At 62.5% G+C, this 20,800-nt stretch carries 16 protein-coding genes; 13 read left to right on the top strand and 3 right to left on the bottom strand.

The features are described from left to right. Nucleotides 1-290: 290 nt before the first annotated feature. Nucleotides 291-758 carry a phosphohistidine phosphatase SixA gene (gene sixA, locus ASD07_RS03545; RefSeq protein ID WP_055925422.1) on the bottom strand — a complete coding sequence of 156 codons (468 nt, stop codon included), beginning with the start codon at nucleotides 756-758 and terminating at the stop codon, nucleotides 291-293. Nucleotides 759-779: 21 nt separating this feature from the next. Next, nucleotides 780-2,846, bottom strand: a complete 2,067-nt coding sequence (ppk1, locus tag ASD07_RS03550) for a polyphosphate kinase 1 (RefSeq protein WP_055925425.1) — start codon at nucleotides 2,844-2,846, stop codon at nucleotides 780-782. A gap of 135 nt (nucleotides 2,847-2,981) precedes the next feature. On the opposite strand from ppk1, the gene pstS reads away from it, so the two are divergent. From pstS to ASD07_RS03595, 9 genes are all read left to right on the top strand, one after another. Next, entirely contained in the window at nucleotides 2,982-4,025 is a 1,044-nt protein-coding gene (gene pstS / locus ASD07_RS03555) for a phosphate ABC transporter substrate-binding protein PstS (protein ID WP_055925428.1), read from the top strand. Between the two features lie 179 nt (nucleotides 4,026-4,204). Then, complete coding sequence (gene pstC, locus ASD07_RS03560) at nucleotides 4,205-5,170, top strand: phosphate ABC transporter permease subunit PstC (RefSeq protein WP_229207051.1); 966 nt, start codon at nucleotides 4,205-4,207, stop codon at nucleotides 5,168-5,170. Beyond that, complete coding sequence (pstA, locus tag ASD07_RS03565; protein ID WP_055925433.1) at nucleotides 5,167-6,024, top strand: phosphate ABC transporter permease PstA; 858 nt, start codon at nucleotides 5,167-5,169, stop codon at nucleotides 6,022-6,024. Before pstC ends, pstA begins: the two co-directional genes overlap by 4 nt. 12 nt (nucleotides 6,025-6,036) lie before the next feature. Beyond that, entirely contained in the window at nucleotides 6,037-6,801 is a 765-nt protein-coding gene (gene pstB / locus ASD07_RS03570; RefSeq protein WP_055925437.1) for a phosphate ABC transporter ATP-binding protein PstB, read from the top strand. Between the two features lie 24 nt (nucleotides 6,802-6,825). Then, a complete protein-coding gene (phoU, locus tag ASD07_RS03575; RefSeq protein ID WP_055925440.1) occupies nucleotides 6,826-7,524 on the top strand; it encodes a phosphate signaling complex protein PhoU in 699 nt (232 codons plus the stop codon). Then, entirely contained in the window at nucleotides 7,525-8,217 is a 693-nt protein-coding gene (gene phoB, locus ASD07_RS03580; RefSeq protein ID WP_055925444.1) for a phosphate regulon transcriptional regulator PhoB, read from the top strand. Then, complete coding sequence (gene phoR / locus ASD07_RS03585; protein WP_055925447.1) at nucleotides 8,214-9,527, top strand: phosphate regulon sensor histidine kinase PhoR; 1,314 nt, start codon at nucleotides 8,214-8,216, stop codon at nucleotides 9,525-9,527. Before phoB ends, phoR begins: the two co-directional genes overlap by 4 nt. A gap of 85 nt (nucleotides 9,528-9,612) precedes the next feature. Then, on the top strand, nucleotides 9,613-10,593 hold the full coding sequence (locus ASD07_RS03590; RefSeq protein ID WP_082507103.1) for a patatin-like phospholipase family protein: 981 nt from the start codon (nucleotides 9,613-9,615) through the stop codon (nucleotides 10,591-10,593). Between the two features lie 19 nt (nucleotides 10,594-10,612). Next, nucleotides 10,613-11,017: a heme-binding protein gene (locus tag ASD07_RS03595; RefSeq protein WP_055925450.1), complete on the top strand. Its 405-nt coding sequence runs from the start codon at nucleotides 10,613-10,615 to the stop codon at nucleotides 11,015-11,017. A gap of 25 nt (nucleotides 11,018-11,042) precedes the next feature. Here ASD07_RS03595 and ASD07_RS03600 read toward each other — a convergent pair whose 3' ends face one another. Further along, entirely contained in the window at nucleotides 11,043-14,702 is a 3,660-nt protein-coding gene (locus ASD07_RS03600) for a DUF3857 and transglutaminase domain-containing protein (protein WP_055925453.1), read from the bottom strand. A 130-nt stretch (nucleotides 14,703-14,832) separates the two neighbouring features. On the opposite strand from ASD07_RS03600, the gene ASD07_RS03605 reads away from it, so the two are divergent. The 4 genes from ASD07_RS03605 (at nucleotide 14,833) to carB (ending at nucleotide 20,772) form a co-directional block, all read left to right on the top strand. After that, nucleotides 14,833-15,531 (top strand): ABC transporter substrate-binding protein, encoded by a 699-nt coding sequence (locus tag ASD07_RS03605; RefSeq protein ID WP_162246530.1) that lies wholly within the window; start codon nucleotides 14,833-14,835, stop codon nucleotides 15,529-15,531. A gap of 2 nt (nucleotides 15,532-15,533) precedes the next feature. Beyond that, nucleotides 15,534-16,175: an ABC transporter substrate-binding protein gene (locus tag ASD07_RS03610; RefSeq protein WP_055925459.1), complete on the top strand. Its 642-nt coding sequence runs from the start codon at nucleotides 15,534-15,536 to the stop codon at nucleotides 16,173-16,175. 187 nt (nucleotides 16,176-16,362) lie between these two features. Continuing rightward, on the top strand, nucleotides 16,363-17,538 hold the full coding sequence (gene carA / locus ASD07_RS03615; protein WP_055925462.1) for a glutamine-hydrolyzing carbamoyl-phosphate synthase small subunit: 1,176 nt from the start codon (nucleotides 16,363-16,365) through the stop codon (nucleotides 17,536-17,538). Then, on the top strand, nucleotides 17,539-20,772 hold the full coding sequence (carB, locus tag ASD07_RS03620; RefSeq protein ID WP_055925465.1) for a carbamoyl-phosphate synthase large subunit: 3,234 nt from the start codon (nucleotides 17,539-17,541) through the stop codon (nucleotides 20,770-20,772). The last annotated feature ends 28 nt before the right edge of the window (nucleotides 20,773-20,800 follow it).

The raw sequence follows: 20,800 nt of genomic DNA on the forward strand, positions 1-20,800 counted from the left end.
CCCCGGAAAGACTGAAGGCTCCAACACCAGAATCCCGAAGGACCTGCTGCGGAGCCTCGCTTCTACAGAAGCGCAATGCTACTCGTGGTAGCGGTCGACCAAGCGATGATGTCCGCCGCGATATTCAGCGACAATTTCGAACGCGATTAATGCGATCATGGCGCCGAAGATGCCCATGGTGAACAATACCCACATAACAAACCAGCCGACGTTTCCGGGGGCTGCTCCCTAGAGTTGATACAATTAAACTCTAGCATCCGATGTGGCAATTACAAGGCCAGCAGAAAGATCTATTTCGTAACGAGGTCAGGCTGCATCACGGCCTTTAAATAGAAGCCGGATGGATCGTCCGCTTCGCGCTGCACAAACCACCAGGCGGCGCCTTTCTTCATCTCCCAATCGCTGTCCTCGCCCGTCATCAGCAAGGCTGCGGCCTGGCCCAGCGTGGGCTGGTGGCCAACCACCAGCACTGCTTCTTTCGACGCGGGCCAGTTGGCCGCTCTCAGGATATCGCTGGCGTCGGCGCCCGGTGCCAGGTCGGGATGGATCTTGTACTTGCGGCCCAATCCCGCCACCGTCTGCACGGTGCGCGTGGCCGGGCTGACCAGGATGCGGCAATTTTCCGGCAGCACCGAGTCCAGCCATTGGCCCATGCGGCGCGCCTGCTTATGCCCTTTGGGCGTGAGTGTGCGTTCCAGGTCGTCCAGGCCGGGCTGGGCTGGTTCGGCTTCTGCGTGGCGCCACAAGATCAGGTCCATGCTTCCTCCCGTGAACAGGCTTCAATGCGCCGGCATATCGGCCGGCGTACCGAGTAACTCCATCAGGTGCTGCTGGGCGCTGAAGGCCTTTTGCTTGCCGCGTGCTTTGCGGCGCTGATACTGGCCGTGCGAATCCAGCTCCCACGCGTTGGAGTTGTCCTTCAGGTAAGGCGTCAAACCTTCCGCAATCACACGCCGTTTCAGGCCCCGGTCCAGTACCGGGAACGCCACTTCAATGCGGCGCAGCAGGTTGCGGTTCATCCAATCCGCGCTGGCCAGCATCACGTCATGGGCCAGGTCGTTGCGGAAGTAATAGATGCGGCTATGTTCAAGGAAGCGGCCGATGATGGAGCGGACCCGGATGTTTTCGGACAGTCCCGGCACACCTGGCATCAGGGTGCAGGCGCCGCGCACGATCAGGTCGATCTTGACCCCGTCCTGCGAGGCGGCGTACAGCGCCCGGATCACAGGTTCATCGGTTAATGCATTGATTTTAGCGATAATCCGGCCCGGCCGCCCGGTTTTTGCGATTTTTGCCTCATTCCGGATCGCTTTGATGACCTGGTCCTGCAACGCGAACGGCGCCAGCCAGATGTGGTTCATGCGCTGCGGCCTGGTCAGGCTGGTCAGGTGCATGAAGACTTCGTTGACGTCGCGTCCCAGCTGCGGCTCGCAGGTCAGGATGCCGAAATCGGTATAGAACTTGGTCGTGGTCGGGTGGTAGTTGCCGGTGCCAAGGTGGGCGTAGTAGCCCAGGCCGCCTTCATCGCGGCGGATCACCAGGGCGACCTTGGCGTGGGTTTTCAGTCCCACCACGCCGTACACCACTTGCGCGCCGGCCTGTTCCAGCTTGTCGGCCCAATTGATATTGGCTTCTTCGTCGAAGCGTGCCATCAGTTCCACCACCACCGTGACTTCCTTGCCGCTGCGGGCCGCTGCAATCAGCGCTTCCATCAGGTCGGAGTTCATGCCGGTGCGGTAGACGGTCTGCTTGATCGCCACCACGGCCGGGTCGAGTGCCGCGCTGCGGATGAAGTCGATCACCGTCTGGAAGCTTTGAAATGGATGGTGCAGCAGGATGTCGTGCTTGCGGATGGTGGCGAAAATGTCATTGTTGACGGTCTTGGCCTGCACCCCCGCGATGAAAGGCGGGAAGCGCAGCTCGGGGCGGCGCGCCTGTTCCACGATCTCGTTCAGGCGCACCATGTTGACCGGGCCGTCGACGCGGTACAGGCGGCTCTGGTCCAGGCTGAACTGGTCGAGCAGGAATTGCGACAGCTCCGGCGGGCAGTTCTTGGCCACTTCGATCCGCACCGAGCGGCCGTAGGCGCGGCCTTGCAGCTCGCCTTTCAGCGCCTGGCGCAGGTTTTTCACTTCATCTTCGTCGACCCACAGGTCGGAGTCGCGCGTAACCCGGAACTGGGAATAGGCCATCACGTCGCGCCCGGCGAACAGCTCGGAAATGTGGGCGTGGATGACGGAGGACAGCAGGCAGAAGGACACGCCGCCTTCTTTGGACAGGTGGTCCGGCAGGCGGATCACGCGCGGCAGCACGCGCGGCGCTTTAACGATAGCGATGGCGGTGCCGCGTCCGAAGGCATCCTTGCCGCTCAGTGCAACGATGAAATTAAGGCTCTTGTTCACGACTTGCGGGAAAGGGTGGGCCGGATCGAGGCCGATCGGCGTCAGCAGGGGACGCACTTCACGATCAAAGTAATCCTTGACCCAGGCCCTCTGGGCTTCGTTGCGCTGGCTGTGGCGCACGATGTGGATGCCCTGGGCCTTCATTTCCGGCAACACCGCCGTATTAAATACTTCGTACTGGCGCTTGACCAGTTCATGACATTCGTTGCTGACCCGCTCCAGCGTGGCCGCCAGGGCAGGGTGGGTGGCCAGGTCGCCATCGACGCTGGCGGCGGCCAGCAGGCTGGCCACCCTGACTTCAAAGAACTCATCCAGGTTGCTGCTGACAATGCACAAGTAGCGCAATCGTTCGAGCACGGGGATGGAGGTGTCTTCTGCCTGGGCCATCACACGGCGGTTGAACGCCAGCTGTGACAGCTCCCGATCTAGGAATGCTGTTTTCATAACTAATAGTATATTTGAGAAATATGACAAGTTTGTGACCTTGTCCTAGACTTAATTTTGACGTGTCATAAAGCTGTCATATTGGCGTCATACACTGCGCAGCATTCAACCCAACCCCTGAAAAGGACCTTTGATATGCGCATGAAACAGTTGTTGACCTCCTTCGTTGTTGGCGCTTCGGCGGCAATGGCATTCTCGACCGCTTTCGCAGCGGACATGACCGGTGCAGGCGCAACTTTCCCTTACCCGATCTACGCCAAGTGGGCTGAAGCCTACAAAGCATCCACCGGCAACGGCCTGAACTACCAGTCCGTGGGCTCTGGCGCAGGTATCAAGCAAATCAAAGCCAAGACCGTCGATTTCGGCGCATCCGACATGCCCCTCAAAGCTGAAGATCTGGATGCCGACGGCCTGATGCAGTTCCCGGCCATCATGGGTGGCGTGGTCACCGTGGTGAACCTGGACGGTATCGCTCCTGGCCAGCTGAAACTGACCGGCCCGGTTGTGGCTGATATCTACCTCGGCAAGATCACCCAGTGGAACGACGCGGCCATTGCAGCCCTGAACCCGGGCGTGAAGCTGCCAGCGGCTGAAATCACCGTGGTGCACCGCGCCGACGGCTCCGGCACTTCCTTCCTGTTCACCGACTACCTGTCGAAAGTGAATCCGGAATTCAAGACCAAGATCGGTGCCGGCACCGCAGTCAAGTGGGTAACCGGCGTGGGCGGCAAAGGCAACGACGGTGTCGCCGCCAACGTGCAGCGTATCAAAGGCGCCATCGGCTACGTGGAATGGGCCTACGCCAAGAAGAACAAGATCGCCCACACCCAGCTGAAAAACAAGGACGGCAACTTCCTGCAGCCTGACGACGACAACTTCAAGGCCGCTGCCGCCAACGCGGAATGGACCAAGACCCCAGGCTTCGGCGTGGTGCTGACCGACCAGGCTGGCAAAACCTCCTGGCCGATCACCGGCGTGTCCTACATCCTGATGCACAAGCAGCAGGCTGATGCGAACAAGGGCAAGGAAGTCATCAAGTTCTTCGACTGGGCCTTCAAGAACGGCGATGCAGCCGCCATCGAACTGGACTACGTGCCGCTGCCTGACACCGTTGTCAAGCTGGTGCAGGGTTCGTGGAAGGCTAACCTGAAGGATGCTTCGGGCAAGCCGCTGAACTGATCTTCTGAGAACCGGTAAATCAGTGTCTGACCCGCGGGGCCAGACACCGGGTTGCCGGTTCAAGAGGAAGTTAAGCGGGGCAGCCTGAGTGCAGGCTTCCCCGGTTAGCTAACCAAACATAAATTATGAGTGCAGAAATCACCTCACCAGCCCCCCTCCGGTTATCGGAACCCGCCACCATGAGTGCCTCCGTAGCTGCCATGCAGTCCGTGGTGCGCAAGCAGCGCATTCAGGATTGGTTCTTCCACAAGATCACGATGGTATTCGCGCTGACCGTACTGTTTGTACTGGTCGGCATTATCATTTCCCTCATCAACGGCGCCTTGCCTGCCCTGAAAGAGTTCGGGCCTGGCTTCATCACCACCGTCGAATGGGACCCGGTCAATGACCAGTTCGGCGCCGCGATTGCCATCGTCGGCACCCTGGCCAGTGCCGGTATCGCGCTGCTGATCGCCTTCCCGGTCAGCTTCGGCATCGCCCTGTTCCTGACCGAGGTGTGCCCGGCCTGGCTGCGCCGCCCGCTGGGTACCGCCGTCGAACTGCTGGCCGGTGTGCCGTCGATTATTTACGGCATGTGGGGCTTGTTCGTGTTCGCGCCGATGTTCAGCGAATACGTGCAGCCGCTGCTGAAATCCACCCTCGGCGTCTTGCCGTTCATTGGCGCGCTGTTCAAGGGCCCGACCATGGGCATCGGCATCCTGACCGCCGGCCTGATCCTGGCAGTCATGATCATCCCGTTCATCGCTTCCGTGATGCGCGACGTGTTCGAGATCGTGCCGGCCGTGCTGAAAGAATCGGCCTACGGCCTGGGCTGCACGCGCTGGGAAGTGGTGCGCAAGGTCGTCCTGCCATACACCAAGACCGGCGTGGTCGGCGGTGTCATGCTGGGCCTGGGGCGCGCCCTGGGTGAAACCATGGCCGTGACTTTCGTGATCGGCAATGCGGCCAAGCTGCCGACGTCGCTGTTCTCGCCGGGCAGTTCGATCGCCTCGACCCTGGCCAACGAATTCGCGGAAGCTTCCAGCACGCTGCATGTGTCCTCGCTGTTCGCGCTGGGCCTGATCCTGTTCATTATTACTTTCTTCGTCCTGTCCGGCGCCAAGCTGATGTTGATGGGCCTGTCGCGCAAGGAGGGCGTCAAATGATCCAGACCAAAAACCCTGTCTACCGTAAGCGCCTGTTCTACCACCGTGTCGGCATGGCGCTGTCCGTGGGCGCGATGTCGCTCGGCCTGATTGCGCTGCTGTGGATCCTGGCGACCCTGCTGGTCAACGGATTCTCCGCCCTTAACGTGCTGATCTTCACCGGCGACACGCCGGCGCCAGGCAGCGATGGCGGCGGCCTGCGCAACGCCATTGTCGGCTCGCTGATGATGGTGGGCCTGTCGACTGCTGTCTCGACCCCGATCGGCATCCTGGCCGGCATCTACCTGGCCGAATACGGCGAAGAAAACAAAGTGGCGCAGGTGACACGCTTCGTGACCGACATCATGCTGTCCGCGCCGTCGATCGTGATCGGCCTGTTCGTGTACGCGCTGTACGTGGCCAAAGTGCAGCACTTCTCGGGTTATGCCGGCTCCATCGCCCTGTCGCTGATCGCCATTCCGGTGGTGGTGCGCACCACCGACAATATGCTGAAGCTGGTGCCGAACTCGCTGCTGGAAGCGGCTTACGCCCTTGGCGCACCGCGCTGGAAAGTGGCGCTGATGGTGCGCCTGCGCGCCGTCAAGGCCGGCGTGATGACCGGCGTGCTGCTGGCCGTGGCCCGCGTGGCCGGTGAGACCGCACCGTTGCTGTTCACCGCCCTGAACAACCAGTTCTTCAGCGCCGACATGAACCAGCCCCTGGCCAACCTGCCGGTCGTGATTTACCAGTTCGCCATGAGCCCATACGACAACTGGCGCGACCTGGCCTGGGCCGGCGCCCTGGTGGTGACCTTCAGCGTCCTGGCACTGAACATCCTGTCGCGCACCGTGTTTGCGCAAAAAGCACCAAAATAACGAGTACAGATCATGACCCAAGCTAGCAAAATCATTGAAATCTCCGGCCTGAACTTCTACTACGGCAAGACGCGCAGCCTGCATAACGTCAACCTGGACATCCACGAGAAGAAGGTAACCGCCTTCATCGGCCCGTCCGGCTGCGGCAAATCGACCCTGCTGCGCACCCTGAACCGCATGTACGACCTGTACCCGGGCCAGCGCGCCGAAGGCGCCATCCGCTACCGCGGCCACAACATCCTGGAAGCAGGCCTGGACGTCAACATGCTGCGCGCCAAGGTAGGCATGGTGTTCCAGAAGCCGACCCCGTTCCCGATGTCAATCTACGACAATATCGCTTTCGGCGTACGCCTGTACGAAGACCTGTCGAAAGGCGAGATGGACGAGCGCGTCGAATGGGCGCTGAAAAAAGCCGCGCTGTGGGGCGAGGTGAAAGACAAGCTGTCCAAGAGCGGCCTGTCGCTGTCCGGCGGCCAGCAGCAGCGCCTGTGCATCGCGCGCGGCGTGGCGGTGAAGCCGGACGTGCTGCTGCTGGACGAACCGACTTCCGCGCTGGACCCGATTTCCACCTCCAAGATCGAAGAGCTGATCTCCGAGCTGAAAGAGGACTACACGATCGCCATCGTGACCCACAATATGCAGCAGGCGGCACGCTGCTCCGACTACACCGCCTATATGTACCTGGGCGAACTGGTGGAATTCGGCGAAACCGACCAGATTTTCATGAATCCTGTGCGCAAAGAGACCCAGGACTACATCACCGGCCGCTTTGGCTAATCAGAAAAAGAGAGAGAAGACATTATGATGGGCGAACATTCCTCCAAAGCTTACGACACCGAACTCGAAGGCATCCGCTCCAAAGTGCTGCTGATGGGCGGCATGGTCGAGACCATGTTCCTGGATGCGATGACCTGCTTCCGCATCGGCAACCCGGAACGCGCCGAGCGCGTGGTGGCCGAAGACGCCAGCGTCAACCAGCTGGAAGTGCAGCTGGATGACCAGTGCAGCCACCTGATCGTCAAACGCCAGCCGACCGCCAACGACCTGCGTACCGTGATGGCGACGCTGAAAGTGATCACCGACCTGGAACGCATCGGCGACGAAGCGGCCAAGATCGCGCGCATCGCCAAGGCCCTGCACGCGCGCGGCGCGGTGACCCTGAATCACTACGAAATGGTGCGCACCATTGCCACCGCCACCAGCGACCTGCTGCATGATGCGCTGGACGCCTTTGCCCGCGGCGACGGCAAGCAGGCGCTCGAGCTGATCGCCCAGGACGCGGTGATCGACCACGAGTATCGTTCCATCATGCGCAACCTGATTACCTTCATGATGGAGGATCCGCGTACAATCTCGGCGGCGCTGGACACGATGTGGGTGGCCAAGGCCATCGAGCGCATCGGCGACCACGCCAAGAATATCGCCGAATACGTGATCTACGTGGTGGAAGGCAAGGATATCCGCCACTCCCACGGAGCGACCCAAGAAGCAAGCAAATAAATGGCATCCGACAAAACGACCGTACTGATTGTTGAAGATGAGCCGGCGATCGTTGAGCTGGTGAGGTTCTCGCTGCGCGAAGCGGGCTGGAACTGCGTGGTGGCGCAATCCACGCAGGAAGCATGGGAAGTCATGCAAACCCGTACCCCGCAGCTGGTGCTGCTGGACTGGATGCTGCCGGACCAGAGCGGCCTGCGCCTGCTGGCCCGCATCCGCAGCGACCGCCACTTCGCCGCCGTGCCGGTGATCATGCTGACCGCCAAGAGCATGGAAGAGGACAAGCTGGCCGGCCTGAATGGCGGCGCCGACGACTACATCACCAAGCCGTTTTCGCCGCGCGAGCTGCTGGCCCGCTCGCGCGCGCTGCTGCGCCGCAAAAGCCCGGAGCTGGCCGAAACCCAGCTCAAGGCCGGCCCGGTGGTGCTGGATCCGGTCAGCTGCACGGTGTCGATGCACGATAATAAGATCGACATCGGCCACGCCGAATACAAGCTGCTCAAATTCTTCATGGCCCACCCGGAGCGCGTGTTTTCGCGCAGCCAGCTGCTGGACAAGGTGTGGGGCGACCATGTGGTGATTGAGGAGCGCACGGTCGATGTCCACGTACTGCGCCTGCGCAAGGCGCTGAAAGATGCCGAGCACCTGATCAAGACGGTGCGCAGCGTGGGATATATGCTGACTGAAAAACCATGAATCCAAAAGTAGTGTTCTGGGTGCCGGTCGCGATCAGGCTGGGTTTCCTGCTTGCCGGGGCCGGCCTGGTATGGTGGTGGTTCGGCCTGGCGGCCGGCATCGTCACGGCGTTTGCCGGCGTGCTGGCAGCGGTCTTCATCCAGCTCAAATACCTGTACCAGCTCAGCGAATGGCTGGACAAGCCGGAGCCCGGCCGACTGCCGGACGGCTGGGGCGAATGGACCAATATCTTCTCGCGCCTGTACCGCCTGCGCCGCGACGACGAAAAGAACCAGGCCGAGTTGACCGAATGGCTGGCGCGCTTCCGCCAGGCCATGCACCTGCTGCCGGACGGCGTGGTGATCATGGACGACGTGCTGTTCCTCGAATGGTGCAACCCGGCGGCGGAAGAACACCTGGGCCTGCAGCAGGCGCGCGACAAGGGCATGCGGGTGACCAACCTGGTACGCAGCCCGGATTTCATGGATTACCTGATCCTGGGCCGCTACGACCAGCCGCTGACGCTGAATTTCCGCGGCCGCAAGCTGGTGGCGCACATCATCCCGTTTGAAAACCGGCGCCAGATCCTGGTCACGCACGATATTACCGAGACCCAGCGCGCCGAAATGATGCGCCGCGACTTTATCGCCAACGCCTCGCACGAACTGCGCACGCCGCTGACCGTGATTGCCGGCTTCCTGGAAATCGCCGCTTCGATGGAGCTGGATGCGGAAACCCGGGCCGCCCACCTCAAGCTGATGAGCGAGCAAAGCCACCGCATGCAGCACCTGATCGAGGATATGCTGACCCTGTCGCGCCTGGAATCGGTCGACCACCCGATGCGGCCCGAGCACGTGCACATCGGCGCCCTGCTGGAGCAGGTGCTGCACGAAGCGCGCGCGCTGTCCGGCGGCAAGCACGAGATCTCGCTGGAAGTGCACGGCGGCGATGTGATGGGCAATATGGACGAATTGCATAGCGCCTTTGGCAACCTGGCCTCGAATGCGGTGCGCTACACGCCGTCTGGCGGCACCATCCGCCTGCGCTGGGAGGACACGCCGACCGGGGTGCAGTTCCAGGTGCAGGACACCGGCATCGGCATCAACCCCGAACATATTTCGCGCCTGACCGAGCGCTTCTACCGCGTCGACAAGAGCCGCTCGCGCGAAACCCAGGGCACCGGCCTGGGCCTGGCGATCGTCAAGCACGTGCTGCTGCGCCACAGCGGCAAGCTGAATATCAGCTCCGAGGCGGGGCATGGCAGCACCTTCACGGTCAGCCTGCCGAAATCGCTGGCCTCAACCACTGTCGAGCCCGCGCAAGCGGCCTGAGAAGAAAAATGGGGAAAAATGGGGACGTACCCCATTTATTAGGTAAAATCTGCTCGCCTAAAAAAACGAGCAGATCAACCACTTCATGCACTTAAAACGTTTCGCTTTTGCCATCCTGGCCGCCGCAGCGCTTGCCGGGTGCCAGACTCCCACTACTACCGTTACCACCGACCTGCCGCCGCCGATCAATCCGAACGACGTGCCGCTGGTGTCGGTTGAACCTCCGGTATCGCCACCCGTGGTACCACCGGTTGCGCCGGTCCAGCGCAAGGTGAAGATCGGCCTTGCCCTGGGCGGCGGCGCCGCCCGCGGCTTCGCCCACATCGGCGTGATCAAGGCCCTGGAAGCGCAGGGCATCGTGCCCGATATCGTGGTCGGCACCAGTGCCGGTTCCGTGGTCGGCGCGCTGTACGCGGCCGGCAACGACGCCAGGGCCCTGCAGAAAATGGCTGTCGACCTCGATGAATCGACCATTTCCGACTGGGCGCTGCCGCTGTTCGGCAAGTCTTCCGGCGTGCTGAAAGGCGAAGCCCTGCAGTCGTTCGTGAACAAAGCAGTCGGCAACCGGGTGATCGAAAAGCTCAAAATGCCGTTCGGCGCCGTGGCGTCGGACCTGAAGACCGGCCAGCCCATCCTGTTCCAGCGCGGGAATACCGGCATGGCCGTGCGCGCCAGCTCGGCCGTACCGGGCGTATTCCAGCCGGTGAAGATCGGCGACCATACCTACGTCGACGGCGGCCTGGTGGCGCCGGTGCCGGTGCGCTTTGCAAAGGAAATGGGTGCGGAATTCGTCATCGCGGTGAATATTTCGACGCAGGCCGATACGCAGGCCACCACCTCGTCGCTGGAGGTCATCATGCAGACCTTCTCCATCATGGGCCAGCGCATCAACCAGCTGGAACTGCGCGATGCCGACATCGTGATCCAGCCGCCGCTGGGCAAGATGGGTTCGGCTGAATTCACCAACCGCACGGGCGCCATGCAGGCGGGCGAGCGGGCAACCCTGGCCGTCATGCCGCAACTGAAGCAAAAGCTGAAGGCGCGCCGCGAAACCCCGGCCCCATAATTATCAGGAAATCGAGAGAATGATCACCAAGCCAGTGCTGTCCCTGGACGACATCAAGAAAATCGCCGCAGCCGCCGAAGCGGAAGCGCTCAAGAACAATTGGGCGGTCACCATCGCCATCGTCGACGACGGCGGCCACCTGCTGTGGCTGCAGCGCCTGGATGGCGCAGCGCCGCTGTCGTCCCATATTGCACCAGCCAAGGCACGCCTGTCGGCCCTGGGCCGCCGCGAAACCAAGATTTACGAAGACATGATCAATGGCGGCCGTACTTCCTTCGTCGGCGTGCCGATGGTGGAAGCACCGCTGGAAGGCGGCGTGAATATCGTGGTGGATGGCCATACCATCGGCGCGGTAGGCGTGTCCGGCGTGAAGTCCAGCGAGGACGCGCAGATCGCCAAGGCTGGCATCGCAGCCCTGGGCTGAGCGCCGGAGGGACGGCCCTCCGGCATCAACTTCCTTTACTGCGCAGTATGGCCTGGGCCTTCAGGTCATGCCGCGCCAGTTCCAGCACCTTCAGCTGTTCGGCATATTCGTCCGGCGTGCACACCGCGCTGCGGTGCCGGTGCCGCAAGGTGCGCTGGACGGCGATGCTGCTGCCCAGGCGCTGGTAGCTCGCGCTGTAGCGCATCCCGGCGGCGCTGGCCTCGACATTGGAGGGCAGCGACAGCACCTCGGTGCCGGCCGGCAGTTCCAGTATGGCCTCATCCTGCGCACTGATGGCGACACAGACGAATGGCTGCGTGCGCGCCAGTTCCTGGCTGCGCAGCTGCACGGCCTGTTCGACGCCGCTGAAAATGGCGGACAGGGGCACGCCGTAGGTGCCGGCTGGCTGCAGCAGGTCTTCCAGCTCGCCCTCGAAGGCGAAGCGCTTGCCGCCGCCAGCCTTGCCGGCCTGGCTGAAGCCGAGCCGGCCACTGCCGTGCAGGCCCCGTTCGCGCAGCATGTCCGTTACCAGGTTGGCCTTCGCGTCCCTGGCGATGTGCTCGACCGCATACTGCAGGCGGCTGCTGTTGCTGCCGCTGGCCAGGTTTTCGCCCTTGAATTGCGTGCCGCCGCCGGCAGCGGCGCGGTAGCGCATGCGCGTCACCACTTTCTGGCTGAGGTCGGGCGGGGTATGGGCAATCTTTCCGCTTCGGGTCAGCAGCACGTCCTTGTCGCTGTCGCCAATGGGCAGGCTGCCGGCGGCGCTTGCGCTGTCGGTGGAGTCGAGGAACAGGTCCAGCGTGGGGATATAGGTGATCACATGGTTGAAGCCTGCGGGCACTTTGGCCAGTACGAAGGAGTCGCCCGCATTGACCAGCGCAGGCGTGCTGGCGATGCCGGCGCTTGCCAGCATGGCCTCCATCAGCACCGCGTGGTCCTTGCAGTCCCCGAAGCGGCGCGCCAGCACTTCATCGGCGGTGTGCGGGACGACGCCGCCGGCGCCAAGGTACAGCGCCACATAACGGATATTGGCGCGCACCCATTCGTGGATGGCGGCCGCTTTTTGGCGTTCGCCTTTGCGGCCTGCGACCAGTTTCGCCGCCAGCGCGCGTACGGCAGGCCCGGCTTGCGTCTTGTCGCGGAAGCGCGACTCGAATGCCTGGGCCATCTCGGCATAGTTGGCGAAAGTCGAAATGAACAGGCGCGGCCCGTAGTCGGTGAAGTCGACGGCTTCCGACTCGCGGCGCCGGTAGGCATACGGTTTCATGGTCCAGTGATAGCGGGTATAACCGTCGGCGCTGACGGGCGCCTGCGCGATGAAGTCGCCGCGTGCGTCCGCGTACACGGTACGGCCGGACGGAACGGCCACGATGATTTCATGGCCCTCGCCTGGCAGCATGTTGAGCGGGGTGTGGCTCATGACCATCTGGCCCGGATAGAGCTGTTCGCGCGCGTGGAAGCGGACATGGAACACCACGCTGTCCTCGCTTTCCAGCTGGGGAAAGACGATGCTGCGGGCGCGGCGGTCCTCCAGCATCAGGGGCCCGAAAGATGCGGCTTCGGCCTGGTCCACAATGGAAGAGGCGGGAACGTCGATGCGCGTTCCATCCGCCTTCAGCGTATAGGCTTCCAGCACCTCGACGGTTTCCAACGTGGCGTTGTAGCTGAAGCGCTGCAGCGCCATCTTGGCAATACCGCCGACGCGGTTGATTCTGATGCGGGCTCTGATGTCGACATCCGAGCTGCCATCGGCATGCAGGATGGAGTTGTGCCGGTGCTGCTCAATTGTCAGGTCCTGGTCGGTGACATCGGCGCTGCCGGTGCTGGCCTGGGTTATTGGCGCAGGCGCCGCCTGGCCTGAACGCAGCACCAGGTGGCTGCGCAAGTCCTGTGCAATGGCATCCAGCGTCGGTTTCATGCGCGTGAAATCCTCCGGGCGGCAAACGCGTCCCGCCTGGTGCGCCAGCAGGCGCCGCCTGGCCACGATGTCGGCGCCGTCGCGCTGGTAGCTGGCGCGGTAGTCGAAATAGTCGTCGTGCAGGTGCAGGCCTGGCGGCATGGACAGCAGTTCCACGCCAGCGTCGAGCTTGTAGCGGACCTGTTCGGTGACTTCGTAGGCATGGCAGGCGAAGGGGCGCAGCCTTTGCTTTTCGCGGCGCAGCGTGTCGATGCCCGAAGCCAGTGGCGCCAGCAGGTTGCCGTCGATCGCGGCTGCGGCGGTGCCGGGAAAGCTGGCGAAGTCCTTGCCGTGCGCATTGACTTTAACCAGGTAGCTGTCGCCGCTGCCGTTCTCATCGCCCTTGTCGAGGGTACCGCTGCCGCGCAGGTTGTGGCGAGCCAGCAGGTTGCCCACATAGGCCGCCGCATCGTGCACCGCGCGCATATTGCCGCGCTGGATGCTGCTGGAGGCGCCGAGGAAGGTATTGGCCATGCTGTAGTCCGCGCTGCCATCGGCGTGCACTTCGATGGTGGTGTCGCTGCGCTGTATGTCGCGCTGCTGTGAAGGCGTCTGCGCAACCTCGCCGCTGCCGGCCAGCAGGGCGGGTTTTCCCATCAGCCAGTAGGAAAGATAGCCCGACGCCGGCGTGATCGCGGAAGGGTCGATGAACCAGTCGCTGGCTGGAACATACAGCAATACCCCGCTCATCAGGTCGGGCATCGCTACCGAGGATAGCGTGTACATCGCGCCCCAGTTGACCAGGGCCGGCTGGGACTTGATATTCTGGCTGGCCAGCATTGCCTGCAGCAGGACCACGCAATCGCGCATATCGCAGTAGCGGCTTGCCAGGACTTCGCCCGCCTGGCGCGGAGCCGTGCTGCGCGCGTCGTTGAAATTGACGTCCACATGGCGCAGGTTATTGCGCACCCAGTCGGCCAGCAGATTGACTTTGGCGCGCATGCCGGTGGCCTTGCCGACGATTTCGCCTGCCTTGGCGTCGACCTCGGGCGTGGGCTGCGCGGCCGGCTCCAGCAGGGCGCCGAAGGCGCGCGCCAGTTCCGCATGGCTGGAAAAGGTGGTTACCATCATGCGCGCTTCGGTGTCGACGCGGGCTACCGCGCCGGATTCGTGCGGCGCGGCCGGGACCCCCTCGAAGTCCCATTGGTAGACCTGGTAGCCGTCCTCCTTGCGCACCGGCAGTGCCTTGAAGCCGCGCGCATCGGAATGCAGCGCCATGCCTTGCGGAACGCGGTAGATATAGCTCGCATGGCCGATGCGCTCCTGTTCGGGGGCGTTGTAGTCATTGAACTGGCCGGCGAACACCGGCGTGCGGCGTTTGATGCGCACGCGGTAGGCCACGCGGTCGCCGACGCCGACGTTGGGGAACAGGATCACCTTGTTTTGCAGGTCCAGGTATTCGGGCGCGTTGGCCGAGGCGGGCGCCTGCTGCTCGCGGATGGCGGCTGCTTCCACTTTCAAGCGCTTGCCGTTGGCCTTGACTGTCTCGGCCGAGACGATCTCAATATCTTCGCAAGCACGGTTGAAGCTGACGATGCGGTTGGCGCCATCTGCCAGGCTGGCCGCTTCATTGATGCGTATCTGGTAGGCCAGGTCGAGCTGGTAGCTGCCATCCTTCTCGATCCTGATGTCGAAGTGCTTCTTTTCAAATGTCAGGCCGCTGCTGCGGCCATCGGCGCCCAGCGCAGGCAAGGAAAGGAACAGAAAACACAGGGCGAGCAGGCGCATTGAAAGCAGAAAGTGGTGAAATTGCTATTTTAGCACTTCTTTTCAGCAACTTTTTAGGTCCATATTTCTGCCCTGACGTAACTCTTGCAAATGAGGCAAGGCATTCCTAGAATACATGCAAGGGGGAATTATGAGACCTGTGGTCGCCATGCTGCTTTGCCCAATCATCCTGTCGCTGCCGCTGCCGCTGCCGCTGCATGCTGAAGAGCTGCAGCTGTCCGTCATCTCGCGCAGCACCACCCACGCCGACCTGTGGAAAGCGGCGGAAGTGGCCTTCCAGCGCGCCGGCGTCACTGCGGTAGTGCGCGAAGTTTCTCCTGAGCGTTCCGCCGTGCTGGCCAATGAAGGCGCCACCGATGGCGACGTGGGCCGCTCTTCAGGCCTGGAAAAAAACTTCCCCAACCTGGTCCAGATACCTGAGCCGATCTACCAATACGCGCCCACTGCGTTTTCCTATAAGCGTTTTGATGTGGCGGCTGGCTGGGAGTCGCTGCGCTCGCACACCGTCTGTATCCGGCGCGGCCTGCGCCAGACCGACCAGCGCACCAAGGACATGACGCGCCAGGTGCTGGCCGACGAGTCGACCATGCTGCGCATGCTGGCCGCCGGCGGCTGCGACGTCGCTGTCATGGAGCGCAATAACGCACTGGCGCGCGCCGCCATGACGGCGGAGCCGCCGCTGCAACGGCTGCTGCCGCCGATGGAAGTGATGCCGCTGTATATCTACCTGCACAAAAGCCATGCGGCACTGGTACCCAAGGTGAGCGCCGCCCTGAAGCAGATGCGGGCCGACGGCACCATGCATAAACTGCTCGGCGAAGGGGAGTAGCCATGCGTATCCTGGCCGCCTTGCTGTGCGCGCTGGTATCGGCGCCGCTGCGGGGCCAGGACTTGCAGCTGTTCGTCATCCCTGACACGCCGGCCCATATGGAGGCCTGGAAAACCGTCGAGGCGGCGGCGAAACGCGCCGGCGTGCGGGTCCAGGTGCGCGCCCTGTCGTCTGAACGCGGCATGGTGCTGGCCAACGAGGGCAAGCTCGATGGCGCCGTCGGCCGCACCATGCTGGCTGCCAGCGCCTATTCACAATTGGTGGCGGTACCGGAGCCGGTCTATCTGTATGCGCCGACTGCCTATTCCTACAAGAAGATCGATGTATCGCAAGGCTGGAAATCCCTGCGCGGCCATACCCTGTGCGTGCGGCGCGGCTACAACTTTACCGAGGAACGCACCGCCGGCATGCCGCGGCAGCGCCTGGATAACGATGCGTCGCTGCTGCGCATGCTGAAGGCCGGCGGCTGTGACATTGCCGTCATGGGGCGCGGCAATAAGGAGGTAAGGGCGATGCAGGAGCACGACGCGGACCTGCTGCAATTGCTGCCACCCCTGGAAGAAGTGCCGCTTTACCTGTTCTTGCACAAACGCCATTCGACGCTGGTGCCACGATTGGCCGAGGCCCTTCGCCAAGGGCGCTGATGCTCGGCCGGGGCTTGCCGGCGAAGGAACTTTGGGTTATAATTCAAAGGTTTAGCCAATTACCATTCGACCGTAGCGCCTACCTCACACATCCATCATCATCTGACCTGCGAGCCCGGCATTGCGCCCGGTCGTCCCGTGGGTTGTCTGAGTGGCGTCGCTACGGTAACTTAATCAGGAGTTGCCCTTGCCGCCATTTTTTTCTGGCCCAGCCGTTCCAGCCATCCTGGCACTAGCCGACGGAACAATCTTTAAAGGTATTTCCATTGGCGCTGCCGGTCATACGACGGGCGAAGTCGTTTTCAATACCTCCATGACGGGTTATCAGGAAATCCTGACCGATCCATCGTATTCCCGCCAGATCGTCACCCTGACTTACCCGCATATCGGCAACTACGGTATCAATACCGAAGACGTCGAAGCATCCAAAGTCCACGCCGCAGGCCTGATCATCCGCGACCTGCCGCTGGTAGCGTCGAATTTCCGTTCCCACCAATCGCTGTCCGACTACCTGAAGGCCGAAAACATCGTCGCCATCGCCGGTATCGACACCCGCAAGCTGACCCGCGTGCTGCGCGAGAAGGGCGCCCAGGCCGGCGCCATCGTGACCGGTGTGCAGGGCAACGAGCCGTCCGTGCAGCAGGCACTGGAACTGGCGCGCAGCTTCCCTGGCCTGGCCGGCATGGACCTGGCCAAAGTCGTCACCGCACCGGAAGTCTACGAGTGGACCGAGACCGAGTGGGAACTGGGCACCGGCTATGGCAAGGTGGCCGACGCCTGCGCGGCCCGCCAATTCCATGTGGTGGCCTACGACTTCGGCGTCAAGCGCAACATCCTGCGCATGCTGGCTTCGCGCGGCTGCAAAGTGACCGTGGTGCCGGCGCAGACTTCCGCCGCCTACGTGCTGTCGCTGAACCCGGACGGCGTGTTCCTGTCCAACGGTCCCGGCGATCCTGAGCCATGCGACTATGCCATTGAAGCGACCAAAGTCTTCATGGAGAAGAAGATCCCGGTGTTCGGCATCTGCCTGGGCCACCAGATCATGGCACTGGCTTCCGGCGCCAAGACCCTGAAGATGAAGTTCGGCCACCACGGCGCCAACCACCCGGTGCAGGACCTGGACAGCAAGAAGGTGATGATCACCTCGCAGAACCACGGTTTCGCCGTGGACGCGGACACGCTGCCGGCCAACTGCCGCGTGACCCACGTGTCGCTGTTCGACAATTCGCTGCAAGGCTTCGCCCGCACCGACGTGCCGGCATTCTGCTTCCAGGGCCACCCTGAAGCATCGCCTGGCCCAACCGACGTCGCCTACCTGTTTGACCGCTTCATCAACATGATGAATGCCGCGGAGAAGAAATAAATGCCAAAACGTTCTGACATCAAAAGCATCCTGATTATTGGCGCCGGCCCGATCATCATCGGCCAGGCCTGCGAATTCGACTACTCCGGCGCGCAAGCCTGTAAAGCGCTGCGCGAAGAGGGCTACAAGGTCATCCTGGTGAACTCCAACCCGGCGACCATCATGACCGACCCGGAAATGGCCGACGTCACCTACATCGAGCCGATCACCTGGCAGGTTGTGGAGCGCATCATCGCCAAGGAAAAGCCGGACGCGATCCTGCCGACCATGGGCGGCCAGACCGCGCTGAACTGCGCGCTGGACCTGCACCGCAACGGCGTGCTGGACAAGTACAAGGTCGAACTGATCGGCGCCACCCCGGAAGCCATCGACAAGGCCGAGGACCGCTCCAAGTTCAAGGACGCGATGACCAAGATCGGCCTCGGTTCGGCGCGTTCCGGCGTGGCGCACTCGATGGAAGAATCGTGGGCGGTGCAGAAGGAAGTCGGTTTCCCGACCATCATCCGTCCATCCTTCACCATGGGCGGCAGCGGCGGCGGCATCGCTTACAACGAAGAAGAATTCGAAGCGATCTGCAAACGCGGCCTGGAAGCGTCGCCGACCAATGAGCTGCTGATCGAAGAATCGCTGCTGGGCTGGAAAGAGTACGAGATGGAAGTGGTGCGCGACAAGGCGGACAACTGCATCATCGTGTGCTCGATCGAAAACCTGGACCCGATGGGCGTGCACACCGGCGACTCGATCACCGTCGCCCCGGCGCAGACCCTGACCGACAAGGAATACCAGATCATGCGCAATGCCTCGCTGGCAGTGCTGCGCGAGATCGGCGTGGACACCGGCGGCTCCAACGTGCAGTTCTCGATCAACCCGAAAGACGGCCGCATGATCGTCATCGAGATGAACCCGCGCGTGTCCCGTTCCTCGGCACTGGCATCGAAAGCCACCGGCTTCCCGATCGCCAAGGTTGCAGCGAAACTGGCCGTGGGCTTCACCCTGGATGAACTGCGCAACGAAATCACCGGCGGCGCGACCCCGGCTTCGTTCGAACCTTCGATCGACTACGTCGTGACCAAGGTGCCGCGCTTCACGTTCGAAAAATTCCCGACCGCCGACCACCACCTGACCACCCAGATGAAATCCGTGGGCGAAGTGATGGCGATGGGCCGCACCTTCCAGGAATCGTTCCAGAAAGCCCTGCGCGGCCTGGAAGTGGGCGTGGACGGCATGAACCAGAAGACCGTCGACCGCGAGAAGCTGGAAGAGGAGCTGGGCGAGCCGGGTCCGGACCGCATCTGGTACGTGGGCGACGCTTTCGCTCAGGGCTTCACCCTGGAAGAGGTGTACCAGCTGACCAAGATCGATATGTGGTTCCTGGTGCAGATCAAGGAAATCATCGACCTGGAACTGTGGCTCGACACCCAGAAGCTGGAAAACCTGGACAAGAACACCCTGTACAAGCTGAAACAGAAGGGCTTCTCGGACCGCCGCCTGGGCTACCTGCTGCAATGCGGCGACACCGCCGTGCGCAACAAGCGCCGCGAACTGGGCATCCGTCCGGTGTACAAGCGCGTCGACACCTGCGCCGCCGAGTTCTCGACCGACACCGCCTACATGTACTCGACCTACGATGAAGAGTGCGAGTCCAACCCGACCGACAAGAAGAAGATCATGGTGTTGGGCGGCGGCCCGAACCGAATCGGCCAGGGTATCGAATTCGACTACTGCTGCGTGCACGCCGCGCTGGCGATGCGCGAAGACGGCTACGAGACCATCATGGTCAACTGCAACCCGGAAACCGTGTCGACCGACTACGATACTTCCGACCGCCTGTACTTCGAGTCGCTGACCCTGGAAGACGTGCTGGAAATCGTCGACCTGGAAAAACCGGTGGGCGTGATCGTGCAGTACGGCGGCCAGACCCCGCTGAAGCTGGCGCTGGACCTGGAAGCCAACGGCGTGCCGATCATCGGCACCTCGCCTGACATGATCGACGCCGCGGAAGACCGCGAGCGCTTCCAGAAGCTGCTGCAGGACCTGGGCCTGCGCCAGCCGCCTAACCGCACCGCGCGCACCGAAGAGGAAGCGCTGGCGCTGGCACAGGAAATCGGCTACCCGCTGGTGGTGCGTCCTTCCTACGTGCTGGGCGGCCGTGCGATGGAAATCGTGCACGAGCAGCGCGACCTGGAGCGCTACATGCGCGAAGCAGTGAAGGTGTCGAACGACTCGCCGGTGCTGCTGGACCGCTTCCTGAACGACGCCATCGAGTGCGACGTCGACTGCATCTCCGACGGCGACACCACCTTCATCGGCGGCGTGATGGAGCACATCGAGCAGGCCGGCGTGCACTCGGGCGACTCGGCCTGCTCGCTGCCGCCATACTCGCTGTCGCAGGAAACCATCGATGAACTGAAGCGCCAGACGTCGCTGATGGCCAAGGGCCTGAACGTGGTCGGCCTGATGAACGTGCAGTTCGCGATCCAGAAGCAGGATCAGGGTGATGGCCAACTGCGGGACGTCGTCTTCGTGCTGGAAGTGAACCCGCGCGCCTCGCGTACCGTGCCGTTCGTGTCCAAAGCGACCGGCCTGCAGCTGGCCAAGATCGCCGCGCGCTGCATGGTCGGCCAGAAGCTGGCGGAGCAGGGCATTACCAAGGAAGTCGTGCCGCCTTACTTCAGCGTCAAGGAAGCCGTGTTCCCGTTCGTGAAATTCCCTGGCGTGGACACCATCCTCGGCCCGGAGATGAAATCGACCGGTGAAGTGATGGGCGTGGGCGCCACCTTCGCGGAAGCCTTCGTGAAATCCCAGCTGGGCGCCGGCGTCAAGCTGCCGAAGTCGGGCAAGGTGTTCCTGTCGGTGAAAGCGTCGGACAAGCCGCGCGCCGTGAAAGTGGCGAAGGACCTGGTCGACGCCGGCTTCACCCTGTGCGCCACCAAGGGCACCGCCGCCGTGATCTCCGCCGCCGGCATTCCTGTCACCCCGGTGAACAAGATGTCGGAAGGCCGTCCGCACGTGGTCGACATGATCAAGAACCACGAAATCGTCCTGGTGATCAACACCGTGGAAGAGAAGCGTACCGCGATCAACGACTCGCGCAACATCCGCACCTCGTCGCTGGCGGCCCGCGTGACCACCTACACCACCATCGCCGGTGCGGAAGCGGCCGTGGCCGGTATCCGCCACCTGGACGAATTGCGTGTGTACGATTTACAAGGCCTGCATAAGTCTTTAAACTAAGGCCACGTAAGTAGTACGCTTGACAATA

Origin of the sequence: Duganella sp. Root336D2 (assembly GCF_001425005.1) — a bacterium.
In the GTDB taxonomy this organism is placed as follows: Bacteria; Pseudomonadota; Gammaproteobacteria; order Burkholderiales; family Burkholderiaceae_D; genus Rugamonas.

What these genes read in the sequence shown, in the direction of transcription:
- ppk1 (WP_055925425.1), bottom strand. Translation starts at nt 2,846, where the DNA reads ATGAAAACAGCATTCCTAGATCGGGAGCTGTCACAGCTGGCGTTCAAC.
- pstC (WP_229207051.1), top strand. Translation starts at nt 4,205, where the DNA reads ATGAGTGCCTCCGTAGCTGCCATGCAGTCCGTGGTGCGCAAGCAGCGC.
- pstS (WP_055925428.1), top strand. Translation starts at nt 2,982, where the DNA reads ATGCGCATGAAACAGTTGTTGACCTCCTTCGTTGTTGGCGCTTCGGCG.
- phoR (WP_055925447.1), top strand. Translation starts at nt 8,214, where the DNA reads ATGAATCCAAAAGTAGTGTTCTGGGTGCCGGTCGCGATCAGGCTGGGT.
- ASD07_RS03600 (WP_055925453.1), bottom strand. Translation starts at nt 14,702, where the DNA reads ATGCGCCTGCTCGCCCTGTGTTTTCTGTTCCTTTCCTTGCCTGCGCTG.
- phoB (WP_055925444.1), top strand. Translation starts at nt 7,525, where the DNA reads ATGGCATCCGACAAAACGACCGTACTGATTGTTGAAGATGAGCCGGCG.
- ASD07_RS03605 (WP_162246530.1), top strand. Translation starts at nt 14,833, where the DNA reads ATGAGACCTGTGGTCGCCATGCTGCTTTGCCCAATCATCCTGTCGCTG.
- carB (WP_055925465.1), top strand. Translation starts at nt 17,539, where the DNA reads ATGCCAAAACGTTCTGACATCAAAAGCATCCTGATTATTGGCGCCGGC.
- phoU (WP_055925440.1), top strand. Translation starts at nt 6,826, where the DNA reads ATGATGGGCGAACATTCCTCCAAAGCTTACGACACCGAACTCGAAGGC.
- sixA (WP_055925422.1), bottom strand. Translation starts at nt 758, where the DNA reads ATGGACCTGATCTTGTGGCGCCACGCAGAAGCCGAACCAGCCCAGCCC.
- ASD07_RS03595 (WP_055925450.1), top strand. Translation starts at nt 10,613, where the DNA reads ATGATCACCAAGCCAGTGCTGTCCCTGGACGACATCAAGAAAATCGCC.
- ASD07_RS03590 (WP_082507103.1), top strand. Translation starts at nt 9,613, where the DNA reads ATGCACTTAAAACGTTTCGCTTTTGCCATCCTGGCCGCCGCAGCGCTT.
- pstB (WP_055925437.1), top strand. Translation starts at nt 6,037, where the DNA reads ATGACCCAAGCTAGCAAAATCATTGAAATCTCCGGCCTGAACTTCTAC.
- ASD07_RS03610 (WP_055925459.1), top strand. Translation starts at nt 15,534, where the DNA reads ATGCGTATCCTGGCCGCCTTGCTGTGCGCGCTGGTATCGGCGCCGCTG.
- pstA (WP_055925433.1), top strand. Translation starts at nt 5,167, where the DNA reads ATGATCCAGACCAAAAACCCTGTCTACCGTAAGCGCCTGTTCTACCAC.